The following is a 21147-nucleotide window of genomic DNA, read 5'->3' as shown; positions in this document are numbered from 1 at the left end:
AAATGGTAGATTTATAATAAAATCAATAGAAAAATAAATTTAAAGGGGATGAATAATATGCTGCAAAAATTTAAAGGATATGCCTTAAATAAGTTAAAAGAAGAAAAAGGACAAGGTATGGTTGAGTATGCACTAATAATAGGACTTGTAGCAATAGTAGTTATTGCCGTATTGGTACTACTTGGACCAGCGATTTCTGCAAAATTTCAGGATATAATAAATGCCCTTCAATAAAATAGAAAAAGTTCTGCTGAGGTTTTTCCAAAATACTCTAATCACAAAAAGGTGGTTAGAGTATTTTGAAAACTAATCAAAAGGAAGTGGTTATATTGAAAAACTTAAAGAATGAAAAGGGGCAGGCTTTAGTTGAATTTGCAATAATCCTTCCAATCCTTCTATTAATTGTAATGGGAATAGTTCAATTTGGAATGGTGATAAATTCCTACATTACTATTGAAAATGCATCGAGAGAAGGTGCAAGGGCAGGAATTATAGGCAGCACTGATCAGGAAATTCAATATTTAATTGTAACTACTTCTCCTAATTTAGATCCTAAGAATTTAACAGTAACTATAACTCCTAGTGAAAGTAGCAGAAGATCCGGAGATAGCCTTATTGTAAAAGTAACTTATAAATATAATCTCACTGTTCCAATTATAAGTAGTCTTTTTAATAATGTAATAGTATTAAATGGGCAGACAACTATGAGGGTTGAGTGAGGAGAGATATAAATGAGAAAGTTAAATGATAGAGGAAATGTTGCCATTATTTCCTGTTTACTCATTACCGCATTACTTGGCTTTACTGCTTACGTACTTGATATAGGTATGATTTATATTGAAAAGACAAAGTTAACAAATGCAATCGACTCAGGGGCCTTAGCAGCTGCACTTGAATTACCTGATAATGAGGTGAGGGCAAGGACTGCAGCTGTAGATTATCTTCAAAAAAATAATGTAGATCCAAGTCTAGCTCTAATAACTGTTGGTGCAGATCATAAGAGCATTCAAATAGAAGAAGTTAAAAATGTAAAACACCTGTTTGCTCAAATAATAGGAATAAACAGCAGCAATATAAAGGCTAAGACAAAGGCTGTGGTTGCACCTGCAAAATCAGTAACAGGTGGGATAAGGCCTTTTGCTGTAGAAGTATATAAATTTTCGTATGGGGACTTAGTAACACTTAAAGAAGATGCAGGAGATGGATATTCAGGAAATTATGGTGCAGTTTCGCTTGGTGGGTCTGGTGGAAGTGTTTTTAGAGCAAATGCACTGTATGGTTACAGTGGAACAATATCAGTAGGCGATTATATAGATACTGAACCGGGTAATATGGCAGGAGCTTGTAATGATATAAAAAATTATATCAACTCTGAACACAGCACTTTTGATAACTTTCCTAGAGATTCCATAAGGCTGTGGATAATGCCCTTAGTAGATTCTTTAGCTGTAAGTGGACAAAAGTCAGTATTAGTAGTAGGATTTGCAGCGTTTTATGTAGAGAATGTAACTAATAATTCAGGGAAAATAGAAGTTAAAGGAAGGTTTGTTAGATTTGTTTTAAATTGTCCGGTTGATACAAATTTAAATGACACAGGGTTATATGGTGCAAAATTATCAAAATAAATAGAATTACTAATATGGGATGAAGGAGGATAGTGATGAAAGGCAGAGGACAAAAATTGATATTGATATCTTTTATTTTAGCACTAATAGCTGCAGTGGCTGCTTTTGCATATTTACAATCTTTGAAATCGTCAAGTGAAGCAGCTAAAAAAACAACGATTTTAGTAGCAGCTGAGACAATATCTCCAGGAACCCTTATAGATAAGAAAATGATAAAAAAGATACAGGTGCCTTACAATCCTATTTTTGATAACTATATTAAGGATTCTTCGAAAATTGCTGGAAAATATACAACTGAAACAATTTCAAAAAATGAAGGGTTTCATATTGATAAACTTTTGGAGAAAGGTGGAGATGAACTTAACTTAAAAATAGATAATGATTATAGAGCAATTTCCATTAGTGTCACAGGTGATTCAGGAGTTTCAGGATTGTTAAAACCAAAAGATTATGTGGATATCATTGTGTATACATCTGAAAAAAGAGATGGAATAAAAGTAGTTAGACCAGATGAAGCAAAAATTGTATTACAGAACATTCAGGTATTAGCAGTAGATAAACAGATAAGCAGAGACAATAAAGAAAGTAATAGTAATAAAAGCAGTGATAATGGAAAAGCACCAACAAATTTTTTAGTAACCCTATCAGTTAAAGTATCAGATTTGGAAAAGGTAGTACTTGCTCAAAGTATAGGAAGCATCAAGCTAGCTCTTAGACCATTAAAAGATGAAATAACTACACAAACAAATGGAACTACATGGGAAGATATGTCTGTTAATACGGATGAAAAGACCTTCAATAAAGAAAATAATTTAAATATTACAAGTAGTGAAAATTATAAAAGTTATACAGTGGAACCTGGGGATACTTTAAAAAGTATTAGTAGGAAAGTTTATGAAAATGAAGATAAATATACAGCTATAAAAGAAGCAAATAATATACAGGATGAGAATTTAATATTAACTGGTGAGACAATTAAAATTCCAATACTCGGGCAGTAGGGGGATGAAACAATGAATAAGATCAAAGTGCTAATTGCAGATGATATTGAAGAAACTAGAAATGTAATAAAAAAAATATTGAAGTTAGATAAAGAAAATATTGAAGTTGTAGGAGAAGCGGATAATGGTGAAGAAGTATTCAAAATTATACCAAAGGTAAAGCCTGATGTGGTTTTGATGGATATTAATATGCCTGTTTTAAATGGCTTAGAAGCTACTGAAAAAATAACCACGGAGTACCCTTCTGTAATGGTAATCATTATGTCTGTTCAGGCTGAAAGTGAGTATTTAAAAAAGGCAATGTTTCATGGTGCTAAAGAATATATAATAAAACCTTTTAACTATAACACCTTAATTGAGACTATAACAACAACTTATGAAAAGTGCAGGGAACGACAGGTAAAGCTTACAGGAAGTGCAGAAAAAGTGAAAGATGCAAAAACTATAGCTTTCTTTAGTTCTAAAGGTGGTGTGGGAAAATCAGTTTTAGCGGTTAATACAGCTATTGTTTTAAGTAAGGAATCCGATAAAAAAGTACTCCTTATGGACATGGATTTGCAGTTTGGGGATATATCCATGTTGGTTAATAAGTATAATGAAAAGACTATTCTAGATGCAGTGGAGGATGGACAAATAGATTCTTATGAAAATATAAAACCTTATTTATATAAATATAATAATAATCTTGATATATTCTTTGCTCCTCAAAAACCAGAAGCAGCGGAATATATAACAAAAGAAACTATTGAGAAAATAATGAAGGATGTAAGAAAGGAATACGACGTAATTGTTGTAGACACAGGTATTAATTTTAATGATAGTACCCTTTATATTTTAGATATGGCACAAAAAATACTTATGGTGTCAACTATGGAGATTATGGCTCTTAAGAATACTAAATTGGGTCTTAAAGTTATGGAATCCGTTGGATATGATAAAGACAAAGTTAAGCTTGTTATAAATAGATTTAATGTAAAGTATGGAATAAACAAAAAAGAAGTGGAGGAGGCTTTTAAGGATGGTGTCTTTGCATTTATACCAGATGAAGAAAAGACTGTTATTGTTTCAGTAAATAAAGGGATTCCTTTATGTCATGATGACAAATACTATAAATTAAAAGTAGGAAAGGCACTGGATGAAATGTGTAAGAGCTTGATTAAGGCATTTTGAAAGAAATAACAAGTCACTATGGGAAGAATATTTGACTTGTTATTTTTTTAAGACTTAAGTAGGAGGAATTACTATGTCTCTTATGAAAAGACTGGAAGAAATAAATGTAGATAAAAAAGCCAATAAATCTGTTAGGGAAGAAATAGATCCTTATTATGAATTGAAGATGAAAATTCAAAATAGGGTAATCGAAGAACTTGATATAGATTTTGATGAAATTTCTGAACATAATCAGGAACTAAAGCAAAAAATTGATTATATTGTCACCAAGCATATTGAAATGGAATCACTAAATATGACCAATAATCATAAGAAAAAAATAAAAGAAGAGCTGTTAAATGAAATTATAGGATTTGGTCCGATTACAGGATTGCTTTCAGATAATAGCGTTACTGAAATTATGGTTAATGGTCCAGAGCATGTATATATTGAAAAAAACGGAAAGCTGGTGCTTACAGATGCCAAGTTTAAAGATGATAATCACGTACTTCATGTTATAAAAAAAATTGTAGCACCAATTGGAAGGAGAATAGATGAAAGTTCACCTATGGTAGATGCTAGGCTCCCTAATGGCTCTAGAGTAAATGCTATAATATCTCCCTTAGCCATTGATGGTCCCTCTATCACTATTAGAAAATTTGCAGAAGATCCATTTAAAGTAGAGGATTTGGTTAGCTTTGGAACAATGACTCAAAGCATGGCAAAACTTATAAAATATTGTGTAGAAGGAAGATTAAATATAGTTGTTTCAGGTGGTACAGGAAGTGGTAAAACTACTACGTTAAATGTTCTTTCATCATTTATACCTGAGAATGAACGCATAGTGACTATTGAGGATGCAGCAGAGCTTCAGCTTTCTCAGGAGCATGTGGTGAGGCTTGAGACGAGACCGGCAAATGTAGAAGGAAAAGGGGAAATTACTATAAGGGATTTAGTTAGAAATAGTTTAAGAATGCGTCCTGACAGAATTATTGTAGGTGAGGTTCGTTCTGGAGAAGCTTTGGATATGCTGCAAGCTATGAATACTGGCCATGATGGATCTCTTACAACAGGTCATGCTAATTCACCAAGAGATATGTTATCTAGAATTGAAACCATGGTGCTTATGTCGGGAATGAATCTTCCAATTAAGGCTATCAGAGATCAGGTGGCTTCTGCTATTGATATAATAGTTCAGCAATCAAGGCTCATGGATGGAAGTAGAAAAATCACTTATATAACGGAGGTTCAAGGCATGGAGGGGGATGTAATTATACTTCAGGATATATTTAAGTTTGAGCAAAAGGGCGTTGATAATAGGGGAAAAGTAAGAGGAGAATTTGTTTCTACAGGTATTATGCCCAAATTTGTACAGAAGCTTAAGGAGAAAGGTATAAATGTACCACCAGATATTTTGAGATAACTTCTTATTTTCTTTCAAATGCCTAAAGCAAAATCAAGGAGGAGGGCTTATGATATATGTTATAGTAACAGCGATATTTTTAATGGTGTGGCTTTTTATAAGCACTGTATTAATTGCCTTATTTAGTAAAGATAAGCCTATTCGTAAGCTTAAATATTTTGATGAAGATTATGCTATTTCCCAAAAGTATAAAGATAATAAGAAGGACAGGATAAGCATATTAAAAACTCTATCAACTTTAATTCCTAAGATCTGGTTAAATAAAAAGAAAGATAAAAAGCTTGAGATTGAACTTATGAAGGCAGATTTATCTATTACTGTAGAGGAACTTCTAGTTATAAAAATACTATTTTCCTCTGCTTTTGCTTTTCTTGCATTTGCAGTTTTTAAAAATTATTTTATTATCATTTTAATTTACATTCTAATATGGAACGTTCCCCAATTTATAATAAGAAAGAGGAAAAAAGATAGAATAAAGCACTTTGACAGTGAATTAAATGAGGGTATAACTATAATTTCAAACTCCTTAAAAGCAGGATATTCTTTCTTACAAGCTATAGCTGTAGTATCAGAAGAAACCAGTGATCCTTTTTCAAAGGAATTTAAGAAATTACTCAAAGAGATGAGTCTTGGGATTTCTGAAGAAGATGCTTTAAAAAATTTGCTTAGTAGAGTTGAATCAGAAGATCTCAGACTTATAGTGAATGTTATTTTAATACAGAAAGATATAGGAGGAAATTTATCTGAAGTACTTGATAATATATCGGAAACTATAAGGGAAAGACAAAAGATAAAAAGTGAGCTAAAAACACTGACAGCTCAGGGAAGATTATCAGGCATTATTTTAATGCTTATACCTATTTTTTTAGGAGTAACGATTTATCTTTTTAACAAGGAGTATATACTTTTGCTATTTACAACTTCTATTGGCTTAATTATGGTAGCGGCTGCTGTCTTAAGTGAGTTTCTTGGATTATTAATAATAAGAAAAATTATTAATATAGATATGTGAGAAAGGAGAGAGGTACATGCTTTATTTTGCATTTTTTATCTTCTTTTTATCAATTTTCTTTCTTTTCTATGGAATACTAACAGCTATAAACAGTGACAAAATAAAAATTAAAAAGAGATTTACAGAGCTTAATGAGCTGGATAAGTTGAAAGAAGAAGAAATTGAGAATAAGACTTTTTCAGAAAGAATGATAATGCCCTTTTATGAAAACTTTAGTAAGGTTTTGCTTAGAATAACGCCTCATCAAAAAATTGTAATGCTTAACAAAAAGTTAGAAAGAGCAGGAGTTTTAAAAAATAGCACTGTTCAAAAATGGATACTTAAAAAGAGCATGATTATCTTGATTTTTTCTACAATTCTAGGAGTACTGGTGCTAATGGTTGATTTTAATATAATGAAAGTTATTGTTTTTACAATACTTGTAGTGATAACTATTAATGTCTTCTTTAATTTTTATCTATCAAGAAGAATTCAAAATAGAAAAAACAAAATTTTAAAGGACTTACCTTATACTTTAGATTTAATTACAGTTAGTGTTGAGGCAGGTTTGTCCTTTGATGGTGCTATAGCTAGAGTTATAAGTAATATAAGGGGAGAACTTTGTGACGAATTTGCAAAGAGTCTTAAAGAAATTACTATGGGAATAGAGCGAAAAGCCGCCCTTAAGAATATGAGTGAACGTTGTGATGTAAAGGAACTTTCCATGTTTATTAGTTCCTTAATCCAGGCAGATGAATTGGGAGTAAGTTTAAGCAAAGTGCTCAGAATTGAATCTGCAAATTTGAGAGAACATAGGAGACAGGTGTCTAGAGAAAAGGCCATGAAGGCTCCTATTAAAATGCTTTTTCCATTAATCTTTTTTATTTTTCCTACCATATTTATAATTATATTAGGTCCTGCTGTTATAAGGATGATTACTATATTTGCTAAGAGGTGATAATGTGGTCAAGATTTTAGTGTATGAGTCAAAGGTTATAGCTGAAATATTTATAGCGGATAGTTTTGTTAAAAGATTTTTAGGGTTTATGTTTCGGAAAAAACCACATCATGAGGGAATTTTGATTAAGCCTTGTAACAGCATTCATACATTCTTTATGAAATTCTCTATTGATGTTTTGTTTGTAAGTGAGGACATGAAAGTGATAAAAAAAGTAGAAGACCTGAAACCAGGGAAGATTATAATGCCCCAGGGAAAAGCTAAAATGGTTATAGAAGGAAGCACTGGAACATTTAAAAATGTTGAAGAAGGAAAGTTAATAGAGATTCGTAAAAAAATTTACATAAAGTAAAAGAATGCAATTTTTTTACGATTCAGAATAAAGCTTCATGCCTTCAATGATACTTTTCTTTTTTATGTATGAAATAAAGTTATGAACAGCAGGAGGAAAAATTCTATTTTTCTTATAAGCAAGGTAAATTTTCCTAGAGTATTTGGGATTAGTAATTTTTAATTTTTTTATTTTTGCATGTTTTAATGCAGGTGCTTCTGCTATGATAGATATGCCAAAGCCTGCAGAAACTAGTGCAGTAATTGCATATTCATCTGCAGCTTCACAAATTATTTTAGGTTTTATGTTTATGCTCCTCAGTAAGTTAGAAATAAATTTTCCAAGACCAGAATCTCTGTCATATCCCACTAAAGGATAAGATTTGATATCAACAAGATCAATATTATTAAGTTTACCAAGTGGGTGGTTTAGTGGAACTATAACAAATAGCTCTTGTTCAATAATTGGAACAAAAGTTATATCTGGTTCCTCTTCTACATAAGATGAAAAAATCAAGTCATATTTATCACTTTTTAAACCTTTAATAAGTTCATTTGTAAATCCTTGGTTGAATGTAAAAGTAACATTTTTGTTATCTTCTAAATCTAAAAAGTTACGTACTGTATTTGGAATGTAATGATGTGCTAGTGGAGAAATATATGCAATGTCAACATGACCTGTATCACCGCTGGCTAATTGCTGCATCTTTTTTTTGGCATTTTCCAATTCATTAAGTATTCTTTCTACATCTTTTAGAAATATACGACCATATTTTGTCAGTGTGACATTTCTACCTTGCTTTTCAAATAAACAAAGACCAAGTTCTGATTCTAAATTTGCCATTGAATTACTTAAACTTGGCTGAGAAATATTTAGTTCAGATGCTGCTTTTCTAAAGTGTTCAAGTTTTGCAACAGTTCTAAAATAGTATAATTGATTTAAATTCATATTATGGCTACCTCCAATATACATTAAAAATAATATACCATAATTCATAGAAAAAAACTATCAATAATCATAAAAAGATGTATTAGAATTATGGAAGATAATGAATTATAATGTAACTAAGAAATGTTAAAAAAATAACTATTATGTTGTTAAAAATAATACGATTTTTGTGAATTAAAAAATTACTTTTATTAAATTATAAATTTAGTTAAAAAATAAAAAAGATTGACGTTTAATTTTTTTATGAGTTACGATAACGATTACTATAAAATCGGAAGGAATGAAAATATGAAAAGTATAGTAAAAGTTAAAAATGTAAAATTAGGAGAAGGAATTCCTAAAATTGCAGTACCTTTTATGGGAAGAACTAATGAAGAGTTAGAGGATGATGTAAAATACTTAAAGACAATTAACCTTGATCTTGTGGAATGGAGAATTGATTACTACAAGGATGTAGAAGACATTGAGAAGGTAAAAGAAATTTTAACTAAGATTAGAGTTCAATTAGGTGACATTCCACTATTGGTAACTTTTAGAACTGCAAAGGAAGGTGGAGAAAAAGAAATTACGCCAGAATATTATGTTGAGCTCAATAAGGCAATTGCGGCGACTAAGAATGCAGATTTAATTGATGTTGAATTATTTATTAGTAATAGCAAAATAGTAAAAGAAATTGTTGATACGGCACATGAAAATGGAGTAAAAGTAATTATGTCAAATCATGATTTTCATAAGACTCCATCAAAACGAGAAATAGTATCTAGATTGTGTAAGATGCAGCAGCTAGGAGCAGATATACCCAAGATAGCAGTTATGCCTTCAACTCCTGATGATGTACTTGAGCTTTTAAGTGCAACTAATGAAATGAGGCGTGATCACGACCAAACTCCAGTTATTACTATGTCAATGGGACCTCTTGGAGTTATAAGCCGTTTAGCAGGTGAAACTTTTGGCTCAGCACTTACTTTTGGTTCAGCTAAAGCAGCATCAGCACCAGGGCAATTACAAGCAAATGAATTAGATAAATTACTTAAACTTATAACAGCAACTAAATAGTAGAATATAAGTAAAAATAAATATAATGTGAATGGGAGAGGTTATTATGACAGAAAGAATTACAGGACATACAGAACTTATAGGATTGATTGCATATCCCATAAGACATTCAAGTTCACCAGCAATGCACAATGAGGCATTTGCAAAATTAGGACTTGACTATGCTTATCTTGCATTTGAAGTTGGAAATGAAGAACTTGAAGATACAATAAAGGGTTTTAGAGCAATGAAAGTACGAGGAGCAAATGTATCAATGCCTAATAAAACAGTAGTACATAAATATCTAGATAAATTGTCAGAGGCAGCAGAACTTTGTGGGTCAGTAAATACAATTGTAAATGATAATGGTGTTTTAACTGGACATGTTACAGATGGTATTGGATATATGCAATCATTAAAGGATAATGATATAGATGTAATAGGAAAGAAAATGACAATAGTAGGTGCTGGTGGAGCTGCTACAGCAATTGAAGTACAAGCAGCACTAGATGGAGTAGCAGAGATATCAATATTCAATAATAAGGACAAATTTTTTGAAAGAGCAAAGAAGACAGTAAAAGATATAAATGAAAGAACTAAATGCAAAGCTAAATTATATGATTTGGCTGATCTTGATAAATTAAAGGAAGAAATAGCAGATAGCTACTTGTTTGCTAATGCAACAGGAGTAGGAATGAAACCTTTAGAGGGTAAGACATATATTCCAGATAAAAGCTTTTTGAGGCCAGATTTAATTGTAACAGATACTGTTTATGCACCAAGAGAAACAGTACTTCTAAAAATGGCAAAAGAAGTGGGATGTAAGAAGACAATGAATGGACTAGGAATGATGTTGTTCCAGGGAGCAGCAGCTTTCAAATTGTGGACGGGAAAAGATATGCCTATTGAACACATGAAGAAAGTATTAGACATTGAATATTAAAATAGAAATTGTATTTTAGTATTTTTGCGAGAGGTATTGAGCTTTAAGCTCCTTACCCTTGCTATGTTGTTTTTTAAAGATAAGTTTCGGAAAATTCTGTATTTTAACTGAATATGTTTTTTTGTGTGCACTTGAAAGCATCAGATTTTTTTTAGCATATACTTTTATCATATTTGCTAAAAGCAAGGTAGAATATAGGAAAATGGAGGAATAGAAAATGACAAAATATAAAAATATTTTTAGTTCACTAAAAGTGAAAAATATGATATTAAAAAATAGAATAGTTATGCCGCCAATGGGTACAAATTATGCAGCAGAAGATGGAGAAATCAATGAAGAACATATTAAATATTATGAGCAAAGAGCTAAGGGTGAAACAGGATTAATAATTATAGAGAATGTAGCTGTTGATTTCCCACTAGGTTCAAATGGAACAACACAACTTAGAATAGATCAGGATAGTTATATGCCTGGACTGTATAAATTAACTGAAAGATTACACAGATACGGTGCAAATGCTGCAGTACAAATCAACCATTCAGGTGCATCAGCAGTTCCATCTAGAATAGGTTGTCAGCCGGTTTCTTCTTCAAATATACCTTCTAAAACTGGAGGAGCTGTTCCAAGACCACTTGAAAAAGATGAAATATTAGATATAGTCCAAAAGTATGGTGATGCAGCAAAGAGAGTTCAAATAGCTGGATTTGATGCGGTAGAAATACATGCAGGTCATTCATATTTGATAAGTCAATTTTTATCTCCTCTCTATAATAAACGTACCGATGAATTTGGAGGGAGCGTTGAAAATAGGACAAGATTTGGAAGAATGGTAATTGATAGTGTGAGAAAAGCAGTAGGTCCTAAATTTCCAATATTATTGAGATTTAGTGCAGATGAATTTTTAGAGGGTGGTAATACTCTAGAAGATACATTAAAAATATTAGAATACTTAAATGATGAAGCTGATATATTTGATGTATCTGCAGCTTTAAATGATTCAATACAATATCAGATAGACAAGGCAGATCTTAAAGATGGATGGCGTTCATATATGTCTAAAGCTGTAAGAGATAAGTTCCATAAACCAACAATAACAGTAGGGAACATAAGAGATCCAAAAGTAGCTGAAAAAATACTAGCTGATGGAGAAGCAGATTTAATAGCAATAGGTCGTGGATTAATTGCTGAACCTAAATGGGTATCAAAAGTTAAAAATGGACAAGAAGACATGCTTAGAAAGTGTATATCATGTAATGTTGGATGTGCAGGACATAGAATAGGTTTAAACAAGCCAATAAGATGTACAGTTAATCCGGACATTATATATGAGGATACTTATAAAAAAAGAAAAGTTACAAAACAGACGAATGTAGTTGTTATAGGTGGTGGAACTGCTGGACTTGAGGCAGCTTGCACAGCAGCAGAATTAGGGTGCAGCACATTTTTATTTGAAAAGAAATCATATGTAGGTGGACTTGCAAGAGAAATATCAAAATTCCCAGCTAAGTACAGAATAGGTTATTTTCCTAGTTATCTAATAAAAAGAGCTGAAAACTTAAATAACCTAACAATATTTACAAATACCAAAGCTGATATTAAGAAAATAGAAAATCTTAATCCGGATTTAATAGTAAATGCAACTGGATCAAAACCATTACTTCCTCCAATAAAAGGGCTTGAAGAAAATATAGGTAAAGAAGGAGGAAAAGTAGATTCAATTTTTGGTGTATTTAGTAAAATTAGTGAATTTGAAAAAATGGATCTTACAGGTAAAAAAGTGGTTGTTATAGGTGGTGGAGCTGTAGGCTTAGATGTTATAGAATTTTTCTCAGAAAGAAAAGCAAAGACTTCAATAGTTGAAATGCTTCCTATGCTTGGCAAAGATTTAGATGTAGTATCAAAATCAGCTGTAAAGGAAATGCTGAAAAAATATGATGTTGATGTAAATACAAGTACAGCTCTTGTGGAAGTAAATGAAGATAACTTCAAGGTTAAAAAAGATGAAAAAGAAGTAACAATGAATTTTGATTATGGTTTCGTATGTCTTGGAATGAGATCACAAATTGAAGGATTAAAAGAAATTCAAGAGTACTTTGGAGAGAAGAATGTTGAAGTAGTAAATATAGGTGATAGTGTTAGAGCAAGAAAAATAATTGATGGCGTTAGAGAAGGAAGAGATGTTATTCTCGCATTAGAAAAAATAGGTGTACTGTAAAGGTTTTATGATAATTGAGCATATTTAATAACAAAATTTTTGATGGAAAGAGGAATGTATCATGACTAATGAATGCAAGAAAAGTACTTGCAAGCCACCCATCACAGTAAGTTCATGGACATTAGGTGATCAATGTAAATTTGAAGAAAGAGTTAAAGCTGCAAAAGAAGCGGGTTATGACGGAATAGGTCTTCGTGCCGAAACATATGTGGATGCGTTAAACGAAGGTTTATTTGATTCTGATATTTTGTGTATTCTCAAAAAATATGATATGAAGGTTACTGAAGTTGAATATATTACACTTTGGGCTGAAGATAATCGTTCTTATGAGCAAAAATACAAAGAGCAAATATGTTTCCATATGTGTGAATTATTTGGTGTTCAACATATAAACATTGGTTTAATGGAAACTTATAGTGTAGAACATACCGCACAGAAGTTAAGAGAATTATGTCAAAGAGCAGGCAAATATATTATTGGTGTTGAGCCTATGCCATACAGTGGTATTCCAGATATCAAAAAAGGTTGGGAAGTAGTTAAAGGCGCTGGTTGTGATAATGCCAAACTTATCTTGGATACATGGCATTGGGTAAGAGCAAATCAAGAAAATGATATTGAATTATTAGAAGGTATTCCAGCTGATAAGATTGTATCTATACAGATTAATGATGTTTATGAAAGACCTTATGCAAAATCCATATTAAGAGATGAATCAATGCATGACAGACTTGCACCAGGTACTGGAATTAATGCAACAGAAGGCTTTGTTCGTATGATCAAAGAAAAGGGAATCAAACCTGTATGTATTGGTGTTGAAGTAATAAGCGATGCTATTTTATCAAAAGGTGTTGCTGAGGCAGCTAAATTTACATATGACAATGCTAAAAAAGTGCTTGACAAAGCTTGGCCGGAGCTTTCTCCAAAGACAAAATAGTAAGTGCAATCAATCTTAAAAAGTGAAAGGATGATTTATCTTATGATATTTAAATCTATGTTTACACCAATAAAAATTGGTCCTATAACAGTTCCAAATCGTTTTGTAGTTTCGCCTATGGGAAATAATTTTGCAAATACAGATGGGTCTATGAGTGATAAGTCTTTGGCATATTATAGTGCTCGTGCTTGCGGCGGTTTTGGATTAATTACTTTTGAGGCTACTGTTGTTGATAAGAAAGCTAAGGGGGGAATTCGTAAACCCTGCTTATATGATGATAGTACTATAGAAAGCTTTAAACGTGTTATAGATGCATGTCATGAGGCTGGTGCAAAGATATCTATTCAACTTCAACATGCTGGAGCTGAAGGAAATGCAAAAGCTGCTGGGTATCCTTTAAAAGCTGCCTCTGCAATTCCAGCAGCAGTAGGTCGTGATATACCTATAGCTATGACAAACAAAGAAATTTATGAATTAATAGAGATATATGGAGATGCAGCAGTACGTGCAAAAAAAGCAGGAGCTGATGCAGTTGAAGTACACTGTGCACACGGCTATTTGGTTAGCAGTTTTATTTCTCCAAGAACAAATAAGCGTGTGGATGAGTTTGGCGGATGTTTTCAAAATAGAATGAGGTTATCCCGTCTTATTATTGAAAATATACTTAAAAAAGTTGGACATTCTATGGCAATTATTTGTCGTATAAACAGTTCAGATGAGATGGATGGAGGGTTAGATGTTCACGACAGTGCAGCAGTTGCTGCTTATTTAGAGGAATGTGGAGCAGATGCTATAAATGTTTCACGTGCGATACATCTTCATGATGAGTATATGTGGGCACCTACGCTTGTACATGGAGGATTTAATGCCGAATTAGTTACAGAAATTAAAAAAGCGGTAAATATTCCTGTTATTGCTGTAGGACGTTTTACAGAACCATATTATGCAGAATTATTAGTTCGTGAAGGAAGATGTGATTTGGTAGCATTTGGACGTCAGAGTCTAGCTGATCCAGAAACACCTAATAAAGCTGCAGCTGGACGTTTGGATGAATTAAGTCCATGTATTGCTTGCCTTCAAGGATGTGTTTGTAACATGTATCAAGGAAAGCCAATAACTTGTCTTGTTAATCCGCTGCTTGGAAGAGAAGCTGAACTTAAGAAAGCAGATACTAGTAAAAAAGTAGTAGTTGTGGGCGGTGGAGTTGGCGGTATGCTTGCAGCATGGATATCTGCTAATAGAGGACATGATGTAACATTATTTGAAGCAACTGACACACTTGGAGGACAAATGCGTTTAGCAGCTTATCCTCCAGGAAAAGGCGATATTACAAATTTAATACGCAGTTATATTACTAAATGTAAAAAGTATGGTGTAAAAGTTCGTTTAAATACAAAAGTAACTCCTGAACTTATAACTGAAGAGAAACCGGATGCAGTAGTTCTAGCTACCGGAGCAACACCACTTATATTACCTATACCAGGAATTAATGAATCTGGATTAATTCATGCAGTTAACCTTCTTGACGGAAAAGATTCCTGTGGCAAAAATGTTCTTGTTGTAGGTGGTGGAATGGTTGGATGTGAAGTTGCTGATTTCTTAGCTGAATTAGGCCACGATGTTACTGTTATTGAGCTTCGTGATGAAGTTGGAGCTGATGTAATTTCAGAGCACCGTAAATTTTTGATGAAGGACTTTGATAAATACAAAATTAGGACTGTTACTGGAGCTAAAGTTGCAAAGTTTTTTAAAGGTGGAGTTTCATACACACTAGCAGATAATAATGAATACAAGTTAGAAGGATTTGACTCTGTTGTTCTTGCTATGGGATCACGTAACTATGATCCATTAAGTGAAGAAGTTAAAAAAGTTATAAAAGAAACTTATGTTGTTGGTGATGCAACAAGAGCACGTAGAGCAATAGATGCAACAAGAGAAGCATTAGATGTAGCACTTAAAATATGATAACAGAAGGTTGAAGCAGTTTTAGGAGGCTTATATTTTAAATAGTTTTTTAATATATGCACTTAAATTTTTTCGTAAAGGCTTTAAGTTGGGTTGGATTTTGTGTCCAACCTAACTATTAGAGGTAAAAGGTTAAGAAATTAACAATAAAGTAAAAATTACCAAGATGATAGATTTATATGCATTAAATAGATGAATACATTAAGAAATAACCTTTCCTTGAGAGAATGAAAGGAGAAAGTAAATGAATAATAAAAAATATTATCCGACGGCTTTGGCATTATATTTAGCCTATTTTATACATGGTATTGGAGTATCAATTTTAGGACAGTACAAGCAAAACTTTGCGGGTGTATGGGGTGCGAAAACATTAGCTAATGGTACTTTTGATGTAAGTGTAGTACTTGCTGTTATTGCCGCACTTGGATTAGGACGTCTTATTGGATATCCTTTTGCTGGACCTGTTTCGGACAAGCTTGGAAGAAGGGTCTCTGGATTAATTGGTATAGTTTTTTATATCGCATATTTTGTAGGTATTATAATAGCACCAAATATGTATGTTGCGTATATATTTGCACTAATCGGTGGTGCAGCTAACTCGTTTTTGGATACATGTATCACTCCATCATGTTTGGAGATTTTTGTAGATTCAGGTGATGCTGCCAATATGTTTACAAAGTTTTCTATATCATTAGGACAACTTTTGCTTCCATTTGGGATAGGTTTTGTTTCAGCAAGCCATATGTCGTATAAAACAATCTTTATTGTAACGGCTATTTTACTTGTTATAGATGGTATTTTGATTGCAACTATGCCTTTCCCACCAATGAATAATAATGCCAAGGGTAAACCTAAAGAAAAAAGGATGAAATTTACAGTGACTAGTATTGCATTAATTTGTATAGGTTTTACATGCACTTCTACATTCCAGTTATGGTTAAATTGCAACCAAGAATTAGGAAAGTTATATGGACTTGCTAACCTGGGACAAATTCAATCATACTATGCAGTAGGATCAATGCTTGCTGTATTAATAACAGCAGCTCTTGTAAAAGGATTTCTTAAACCAGTTAGGGTACTTGTTCTATATCCTTTAATTTCTACAATTATGCTTATAATTATATATTTTATACAGACACCAACTATTTGTTTAATAGGTGGATTTGTAATTGGATTTACAGCAGCAGGTGGAGTGCTTCAGTTGGTCACATCTACAGCAAATGCAATGTTCCCAGCAAATAAAGGTAAGATTACTTCTATAGTCATGATTGCATCTAGTATAGCAAACTATGTTATTTTAAATATTGCAAGTGTTATAACAAAATCAGGTGGCGCAAATGGGCCAAAATATGTTGTATTATTCAATGCTGTAATCACTATTATAGGAGTCTTACTTTCAGTATTTGTAAATAGGCAATATGCAAAATATGCAATAGAACAATAGGAATAGAGTCTAATAAATAAGTTCAATTACAGTTATTATAATACATGAAATTAAATCACATTTATTTAAAAAAATAATTGTTTGAAAATTTTTAAAACTTTAATTGCGAAAGTTAAAATTAATTTAAATAAATTTAATGAAGGATGGAGGAATAACAATGCGATAATATGACACTAATAGTTTAGAGAAAAACAACTAAAGAAAGGTGGTTTACATGGTTTTTTAAATGTTTGGATGTTAAGTGAGTATTATGGTTATTGGTACAGACTGTATATTAATTTTAAAATTATGTTAAATCAATAGTTAAATTAAATAATTTTTTATAAAGGAGGAATATATCAATGGAAACTTCAACAAAAAAAATACCTGGAGCAAGATGGCTGTATATTATGCCAGTATGTTTTATTACAACTTTTTTCTATTTTATAGACCGAAATATTATAAGCATAGCGTTGCCAGGAGGTCTTCAGAAAGGGCTTGCGTTAAATTCTACAATGGCAGGTTTAGTAGCAGGGGTATTTTCAATCGGCATATTGTTTCTTTCTGTACCAGCGGGGCAGATGGCTCAAAAAGGAAAAGTTAAAAAATTTGTTTCATTTTGTATTGTTGGATGGAGTGTATTTACTATACTTACTGCATTCGTTCAAAATGGATGGCAGCTAGTGGTAGTTAGATTTATTATTGGATTTTTTGAAGGTGCATTCTCTCCAGCAATAACTACTATATTTACATTTTGGTTTCCAGATAAACATGGGGAACGAAATAGGGCAAATTCAACTTATTTTACAGCTATTTCAATAGCAGCAGTTTCTATGGGACCTATTGGAGGAGCTCTCATACAATTTTATGGATGGAGAAATTTATTTATCATACTTGGTGTATTAAGTTTAGTAGGTTTTGTTTTATGGCAATTTCTTATATTTGACAGACCTGAACAGGCAAAATGGTTGAGTAAAGAAGAAAGAGATTACATAGAAACAACTATACAGCAAGAACGTGAAGAGGCTAAAAAAGTAGCAGGGGATGTTGAAGTAAAAAGTGAAAAGTTGCCTTTAGGGCTTCTACTGCGTAACAAATATGTATGGTGTTTATGTATTGTAGGTTTTACTGTAAATATTGGCCAATTTGGATATACAATTTGGATGCCTACTATGATTAAAGCTATTACAAAAACCAATATTTTAAATGTAGGTTTTATATCCATAGTACCAAACATATTTACGGTAATTGGGCTTTGGCTGTGGACTTATCTTGCAACTAAGATAAAGAGCAGGAGACTTACTACAGGTTTACCACTTATTATGTTTGCTGTATTTTTGGTAATAGCGAGTTTGCCATTAGGACTAAACCCAGTAATTAAAATTGGATTATTATGTCTTGTCAGTATATTTGTACAGGGGCATATGCCGAGTTACTATTCAATACCATCTCTTGTATTGGTAAAAGAGCTTGATGGACCAACAAGAGGTTTGATGGCTGCTGCTATGGGGTTAGGTTCATTTGTTGGACCATATGCAGTAGGTTATTTTATTACACTAACTGGATCATCAAGTGCTGGAATGTACTTTTTAACAGCTATGCTTGTAATAGGAGGGTTGTCTACCCTAATGCTACCGAAAAATATGGTAGCAGGTTCTTCAGAATCTAAATAAGTATAAAGCTTAATGATAACGTTTGTAATTTGTTGCCAAGCTTTAATTATTAAGCGACGATTATATTTTGTAATATTTATCCGATGGCTACCATCCGTAATACCCCCATCGCACACAGCGAAAGCGACTATCACCAAATCAAAGATTTGGGATATCTGCTTTTCTTATAAAGTGGGGGATAACGGTTGCTACGCCCCTGGATAACGATTTCTAAGTTTCAGATGGAGAAAAAACTCCACCTGAAACAAAGAACTCTGTTTATTTGCTGCGATAAGTATACAATAAAAATATTACTACAATTAGGAGGAGATTGTTATGTTGAATAATAATGATGGAATTGGCGTGGAAGTATCAAATGAGGCATTAATAATGTTAGATGTAGAAAAGGTTTTTAAAAAAACTTACTTAGATATTCCATATGCCAATGAAAGTAAACATCAGAAAATGGATATAATTATTCCAAATGAAGGAGAAGGGCCATTTCCAGTAGTTATTAATATTCATGGAGGTGCATGGTTCTTTGGAGATAAGAGAAATGTGCATACAAGGTCAGCAATTCAGTTAGCTTTTGAAGGATATGCTGTTGCAACTATTAATTACAGATTAAGTGGTGATGCAAAGTGGCCTTCACAAATATATGATTGTAAGGCAGCTGTAAGGTTTTTAAGAGCAAATGCTGCTAAGTATAATATAAAAACAGATAAGATTGCAGTGTTAGGCAGTTCAGCAGGAGGTCATCTTGCTGCGATGCTGGGGGTCACAAATGGACGCCCTGAGTATGAAGATTTATCAATGGGTAATTCAGAATATTCTAGTGATGTACAAGCTGTAGCAACATGGTTTGGAGTTTTTGATTTTGTTAATACAGAAAATCATAAAAGACAGCTTGTTAGAGAAGGAGAAACCTATAAGTGTCAAGATGATGGTGTTGCAGATCGTCTAATGGGATGCAGCATGGAAGAAAACAAAGATAAATATATTTCAGCATCTCCAATTTATCAGATGAGAAAGAATATGCCCCCAATGTTAATTCAACAGGGTACATCTGATAAAGTAGTACCATATCTTCAAGCAATAGAGTTCTTTAATAAGTATATAAAGATTTGTGGAGATGAAAATGTACACATTGATTTGCTTGAAGGGGCTGGTCATGGTGATAATGCCTTTAGAACTGATGAAAATATGTACAAAGTTCTTAGGTTTATGGATAAATATATTATGGGAGTTAAAGATAGGACATATGGTCCAATTCCTAAGATACCAATGATTAAATCAAGTGATTCTTAGGTTCAGGTGGAGTTTGCTTATAAGGAATACTTTTTCTCCATCTGAACCTTAGAAGAACTTATCCAGGCGCATAGCAGTGTTTATTCCCCACTTTGAAGAAGATGTGGGTATTAGCAATGGTAGCGATCGGATAAATATTGGAAAGTTATTATTTAAGGAGTGACATATAATGAAAGTAAAATTACATCCTGGATATGAGGTGCTAGAAAATCTTCCATCTGATGTAAAAGAGGCAAATAAATTGATTGAACCATTTAAGCATTGTGATATACCAGATGATATTGAAATATATGATTCAAAAGTTCCTGGCATAGATGGTGAACCTGATGTGTCAATAAGGGTTTATAGAAAAAAGGGAAGTTCTAAGGCTCCATTGATTTTAGGCATACGTGGAGGAGGATTTGTAGCTGGAAATATTGACAATGACAATGTACGTGATATAAGTTTTGTAAAAAATGTTCCCTGCACTGTTATTTCCGTAGACTACAGATTGGCGCCTAAACATCCTTATCCTGCACAACTCAAGGATTGTCTTGCTGCATTAACTTATGCACATGACCATCCAGATGAATTTGGTATAGATCCTGAAAGAATTGCAGTATTTGGAACGAGTGCAGGTGGCGCAATTGCAGCAGGATTATGCTTGTATTTGCGTGATCATAATGGTCCTAAAGTTTGTATGCAAATTTTAAATTTTCCTACTGTTGATTATTTAGCTAATACAATGTCAGCTGCGCAAATGTTTGATGATGTACCTATGGTTAAAGGTAATGGTTTATCTGATGTATGGAAATTATATCTTGGTGATCATGGATTTAATGGAACTCAACCTCCATATTATGCAGTTCCTGCTTTAGCAAGAGATTTATCTGGTTTGCCAGCTACATTTGTTGTTACATTGGAATATGATCCACTTCGTGATGAAGGGATAGATTATGCTAGAAGATTGATGGAGTTTGCAGTACCTACAGAATTATATAGCCTGCCACGTGTTTGTCATGGTTTTGATATGGTACCTGCTAATTTGACATTGTGGATAAGGGAAGGTATGTATAATTCCCTTAGACGTGAATTTAATATGCTATAAGTATACAAGCTTAAGAAAAGTATATTTAGAAATGATTTAAAAGATAAAACTACTTTAAAAAATAAGGTAGTTTTATCTTTTTTGTGTAAATACAAGTTATATCCATTGCTTTTTAACTATATAAATAATATAGAAAATTAAAAGGTAGTGTGATAGGTA

General features: G+C 32.5%; 19 protein-coding genes. 18 read left to right on the top strand and 1 reads right to left on the bottom strand.

Going from position 1 to position 21147, the window contains the following annotated elements:
- Positions 1 to 57 precede the first annotated feature (57 nt).
- The 9 genes from CLJU_RS14240 (at position 58) to CLJU_RS14200 (ending at position 7499) form a co-directional block, all read left to right on the top strand.
- Positions 58 to 234: a Flp family type IVb pilin gene (locus tag CLJU_RS14240; protein ID WP_013239524.1), complete on the top strand. Its 177-nt coding sequence runs from the start codon at positions 58 to 60 to the stop codon at positions 232 to 234.
- Between the two features lie 65 nt (positions 235 to 299).
- On the top strand, positions 300 to 719 hold the full coding sequence (locus CLJU_RS14235; protein WP_013239523.1) for a TadE/TadG family type IV pilus assembly protein: 420 nt from the start codon (positions 300 to 302) through the stop codon (positions 717 to 719).
- A 12-nt stretch (positions 720 to 731) separates the two neighbouring features.
- Complete coding sequence (locus CLJU_RS14230) at positions 732 to 1625, top strand: pilus assembly protein TadG-related protein (protein WP_013239522.1); 894 nt, start codon at positions 732 to 734, stop codon at positions 1623 to 1625.
- 35 nt (positions 1626 to 1660) lie between these two features.
- A complete protein-coding gene (gene cpaB, locus CLJU_RS14225) occupies positions 1661 to 2626 on the top strand; it encodes a Flp pilus assembly protein CpaB (protein WP_013239521.1) in 966 nt (321 codons plus the stop codon).
- A 12-nt stretch (positions 2627 to 2638) separates the two neighbouring features.
- Complete coding sequence (locus CLJU_RS14220) at positions 2639 to 3796, top strand: CpaE/TadZ family protein (protein ID WP_013239520.1); 1158 nt, start codon at positions 2639 to 2641, stop codon at positions 3794 to 3796.
- Positions 3797 to 3869: 73 nt separating this feature from the next.
- Positions 3870 to 5198, top strand: a complete 1329-nt coding sequence (locus CLJU_RS14215; RefSeq protein ID WP_013239519.1) for a TadA family conjugal transfer-associated ATPase — start codon at positions 3870 to 3872, stop codon at positions 5196 to 5198.
- A 49-nt stretch (positions 5199 to 5247) separates the two neighbouring features.
- Positions 5248 to 6210, top strand: coding sequence for a type II secretion system F family protein (locus tag CLJU_RS14210; RefSeq protein WP_013239518.1), 963 nt, complete (start codon positions 5248 to 5250; stop codon positions 6208 to 6210).
- Positions 6211 to 6226: 16 nt separating this feature from the next.
- Positions 6227 to 7147 (top strand): type II secretion system F family protein, encoded by a 921-nt coding sequence (locus CLJU_RS14205; protein WP_013239517.1) that lies wholly within the window; start codon positions 6227 to 6229, stop codon positions 7145 to 7147.
- Positions 7148 to 7151: 4 nt separating this feature from the next.
- On the top strand, positions 7152 to 7499 hold the full coding sequence (locus CLJU_RS14200; RefSeq protein WP_029169982.1) for a DUF192 domain-containing protein: 348 nt from the start codon (positions 7152 to 7154) through the stop codon (positions 7497 to 7499).
- 15 nt (positions 7500 to 7514) lie between these two features.
- On the opposite strand, the gene CLJU_RS14195 is transcribed toward CLJU_RS14200, so the two are convergent.
- Positions 7515 to 8426, bottom strand: a complete 912-nt coding sequence (locus CLJU_RS14195; RefSeq protein ID WP_013239515.1) for a LysR family transcriptional regulator — start codon at positions 8424 to 8426, stop codon at positions 7515 to 7517.
- A gap of 288 nt (positions 8427 to 8714) precedes the next feature.
- Between CLJU_RS14195 and aroD the strand changes: the two genes are divergently transcribed.
- The 9 genes from aroD (at position 8715) to CLJU_RS14150 (ending at position 20988) form a co-directional block, all read left to right on the top strand.
- Positions 8715 to 9482: a type I 3-dehydroquinate dehydratase gene (gene aroD / locus CLJU_RS14190; RefSeq protein ID WP_013239514.1), complete on the top strand. Its 768-nt coding sequence runs from the start codon at positions 8715 to 8717 to the stop codon at positions 9480 to 9482.
- A gap of 46 nt (positions 9483 to 9528) precedes the next feature.
- Positions 9529 to 10404, top strand: a complete 876-nt coding sequence (locus CLJU_RS14185; protein ID WP_013239513.1) for a shikimate dehydrogenase — start codon at positions 9529 to 9531, stop codon at positions 10402 to 10404.
- A 217-nt stretch (positions 10405 to 10621) separates the two neighbouring features.
- Positions 10622 to 12619, top strand: a complete 1998-nt coding sequence (locus tag CLJU_RS14180; RefSeq protein WP_013239512.1) for an oxidoreductase — start codon at positions 10622 to 10624, stop codon at positions 12617 to 12619.
- 61 nt (positions 12620 to 12680) lie between these two features.
- The gene (locus CLJU_RS14175; RefSeq protein ID WP_013239511.1) at positions 12681 to 13553 is read left to right on the top strand and encodes a sugar phosphate isomerase/epimerase family protein; all 873 of its coding nucleotides are present in this window, start codon (positions 12681 to 12683) and stop codon (positions 13551 to 13553) included.
- A gap of 42 nt (positions 13554 to 13595) precedes the next feature.
- A complete protein-coding gene (locus CLJU_RS14170; RefSeq protein ID WP_013239510.1) occupies positions 13596 to 15518 on the top strand; it encodes an oxidoreductase in 1923 nt (640 codons plus the stop codon).
- Positions 15519 to 15762: 244 nt separating this feature from the next.
- Complete coding sequence (locus tag CLJU_RS14165; RefSeq protein ID WP_013239509.1) at positions 15763 to 16962, top strand: MFS transporter; 1200 nt, start codon at positions 15763 to 15765, stop codon at positions 16960 to 16962.
- 341 nt (positions 16963 to 17303) lie between these two features.
- A complete protein-coding gene (locus tag CLJU_RS14160; RefSeq protein WP_013239508.1) occupies positions 17304 to 18614 on the top strand; it encodes an MFS transporter in 1311 nt (436 codons plus the stop codon).
- A gap of 315 nt (positions 18615 to 18929) precedes the next feature.
- A complete protein-coding gene (locus CLJU_RS14155) occupies positions 18930 to 19901 on the top strand; it encodes an alpha/beta hydrolase (RefSeq protein ID WP_013239507.1) in 972 nt (323 codons plus the stop codon).
- Positions 19902 to 20070: 169 nt separating this feature from the next.
- On the top strand, positions 20071 to 20988 hold the full coding sequence (locus CLJU_RS14150) for an alpha/beta hydrolase (RefSeq protein ID WP_013239506.1): 918 nt from the start codon (positions 20071 to 20073) through the stop codon (positions 20986 to 20988).
- Positions 20989 to 21147: the final 159 nt, after the last annotated feature.

It is taken from the genome of Clostridium ljungdahlii DSM 13528 (assembly GCF_000143685.1).
Classification (GTDB): domain Bacteria; phylum Bacillota; class Clostridia; order Clostridiales; family Clostridiaceae; genus Clostridium_B; species Clostridium_B ljungdahlii.
Note: the sequence above shows the minus strand (reverse complement) of the source record. Positions and strands in the feature narration are given on the sequence as shown.

Coding starts and splice junctions, on each gene's coding strand:
- CLJU_RS14240 (WP_013239524.1), top strand. CDS start 58: ATGCTGCAAAAATTTAAAGGATATGCCTTAAATAAGTTAAAAGAAGAA.
- CLJU_RS14230 (WP_013239522.1), top strand. CDS start 732: ATGAGAAAGTTAAATGATAGAGGAAATGTTGCCATTATTTCCTGTTTA.
- cpaB (WP_013239521.1), top strand. CDS start 1,661: ATGAAAGGCAGAGGACAAAAATTGATATTGATATCTTTTATTTTAGCA.
- CLJU_RS14220 (WP_013239520.1), top strand. CDS start 2,639: ATGAATAAGATCAAAGTGCTAATTGCAGATGATATTGAAGAAACTAGA.
- CLJU_RS14215 (WP_013239519.1), top strand. CDS start 3,870: ATGTCTCTTATGAAAAGACTGGAAGAAATAAATGTAGATAAAAAAGCC.
- CLJU_RS14210 (WP_013239518.1), top strand. CDS start 5,248: ATGATATATGTTATAGTAACAGCGATATTTTTAATGGTGTGGCTTTTT.
- CLJU_RS14205 (WP_013239517.1), top strand. CDS start 6,227: ATGCTTTATTTTGCATTTTTTATCTTCTTTTTATCAATTTTCTTTCTT.
- CLJU_RS14195 (WP_013239515.1), bottom strand. CDS start 8,426: ATGAATTTAAATCAATTATACTATTTTAGAACTGTTGCAAAACTTGAA.
- aroD (WP_013239514.1), top strand. CDS start 8,715: ATGAAAAGTATAGTAAAAGTTAAAAATGTAAAATTAGGAGAAGGAATT.
- CLJU_RS14185 (WP_013239513.1), top strand. CDS start 9,529: ATGACAGAAAGAATTACAGGACATACAGAACTTATAGGATTGATTGCA.
- CLJU_RS14180 (WP_013239512.1), top strand. CDS start 10,622: ATGACAAAATATAAAAATATTTTTAGTTCACTAAAAGTGAAAAATATG.
- CLJU_RS14175 (WP_013239511.1), top strand. CDS start 12,681: ATGACTAATGAATGCAAGAAAAGTACTTGCAAGCCACCCATCACAGTA.
- CLJU_RS14170 (WP_013239510.1), top strand. CDS start 13,596: ATGATATTTAAATCTATGTTTACACCAATAAAAATTGGTCCTATAACA.
- CLJU_RS14165 (WP_013239509.1), top strand. CDS start 15,763: ATGAATAATAAAAAATATTATCCGACGGCTTTGGCATTATATTTAGCC.
- CLJU_RS14160 (WP_013239508.1), top strand. CDS start 17,304: ATGGAAACTTCAACAAAAAAAATACCTGGAGCAAGATGGCTGTATATT.
- CLJU_RS14155 (WP_013239507.1), top strand. CDS start 18,930: ATGTTGAATAATAATGATGGAATTGGCGTGGAAGTATCAAATGAGGCA.
- CLJU_RS14150 (WP_013239506.1), top strand. CDS start 20,071: ATGAAAGTAAAATTACATCCTGGATATGAGGTGCTAGAAAATCTTCCA.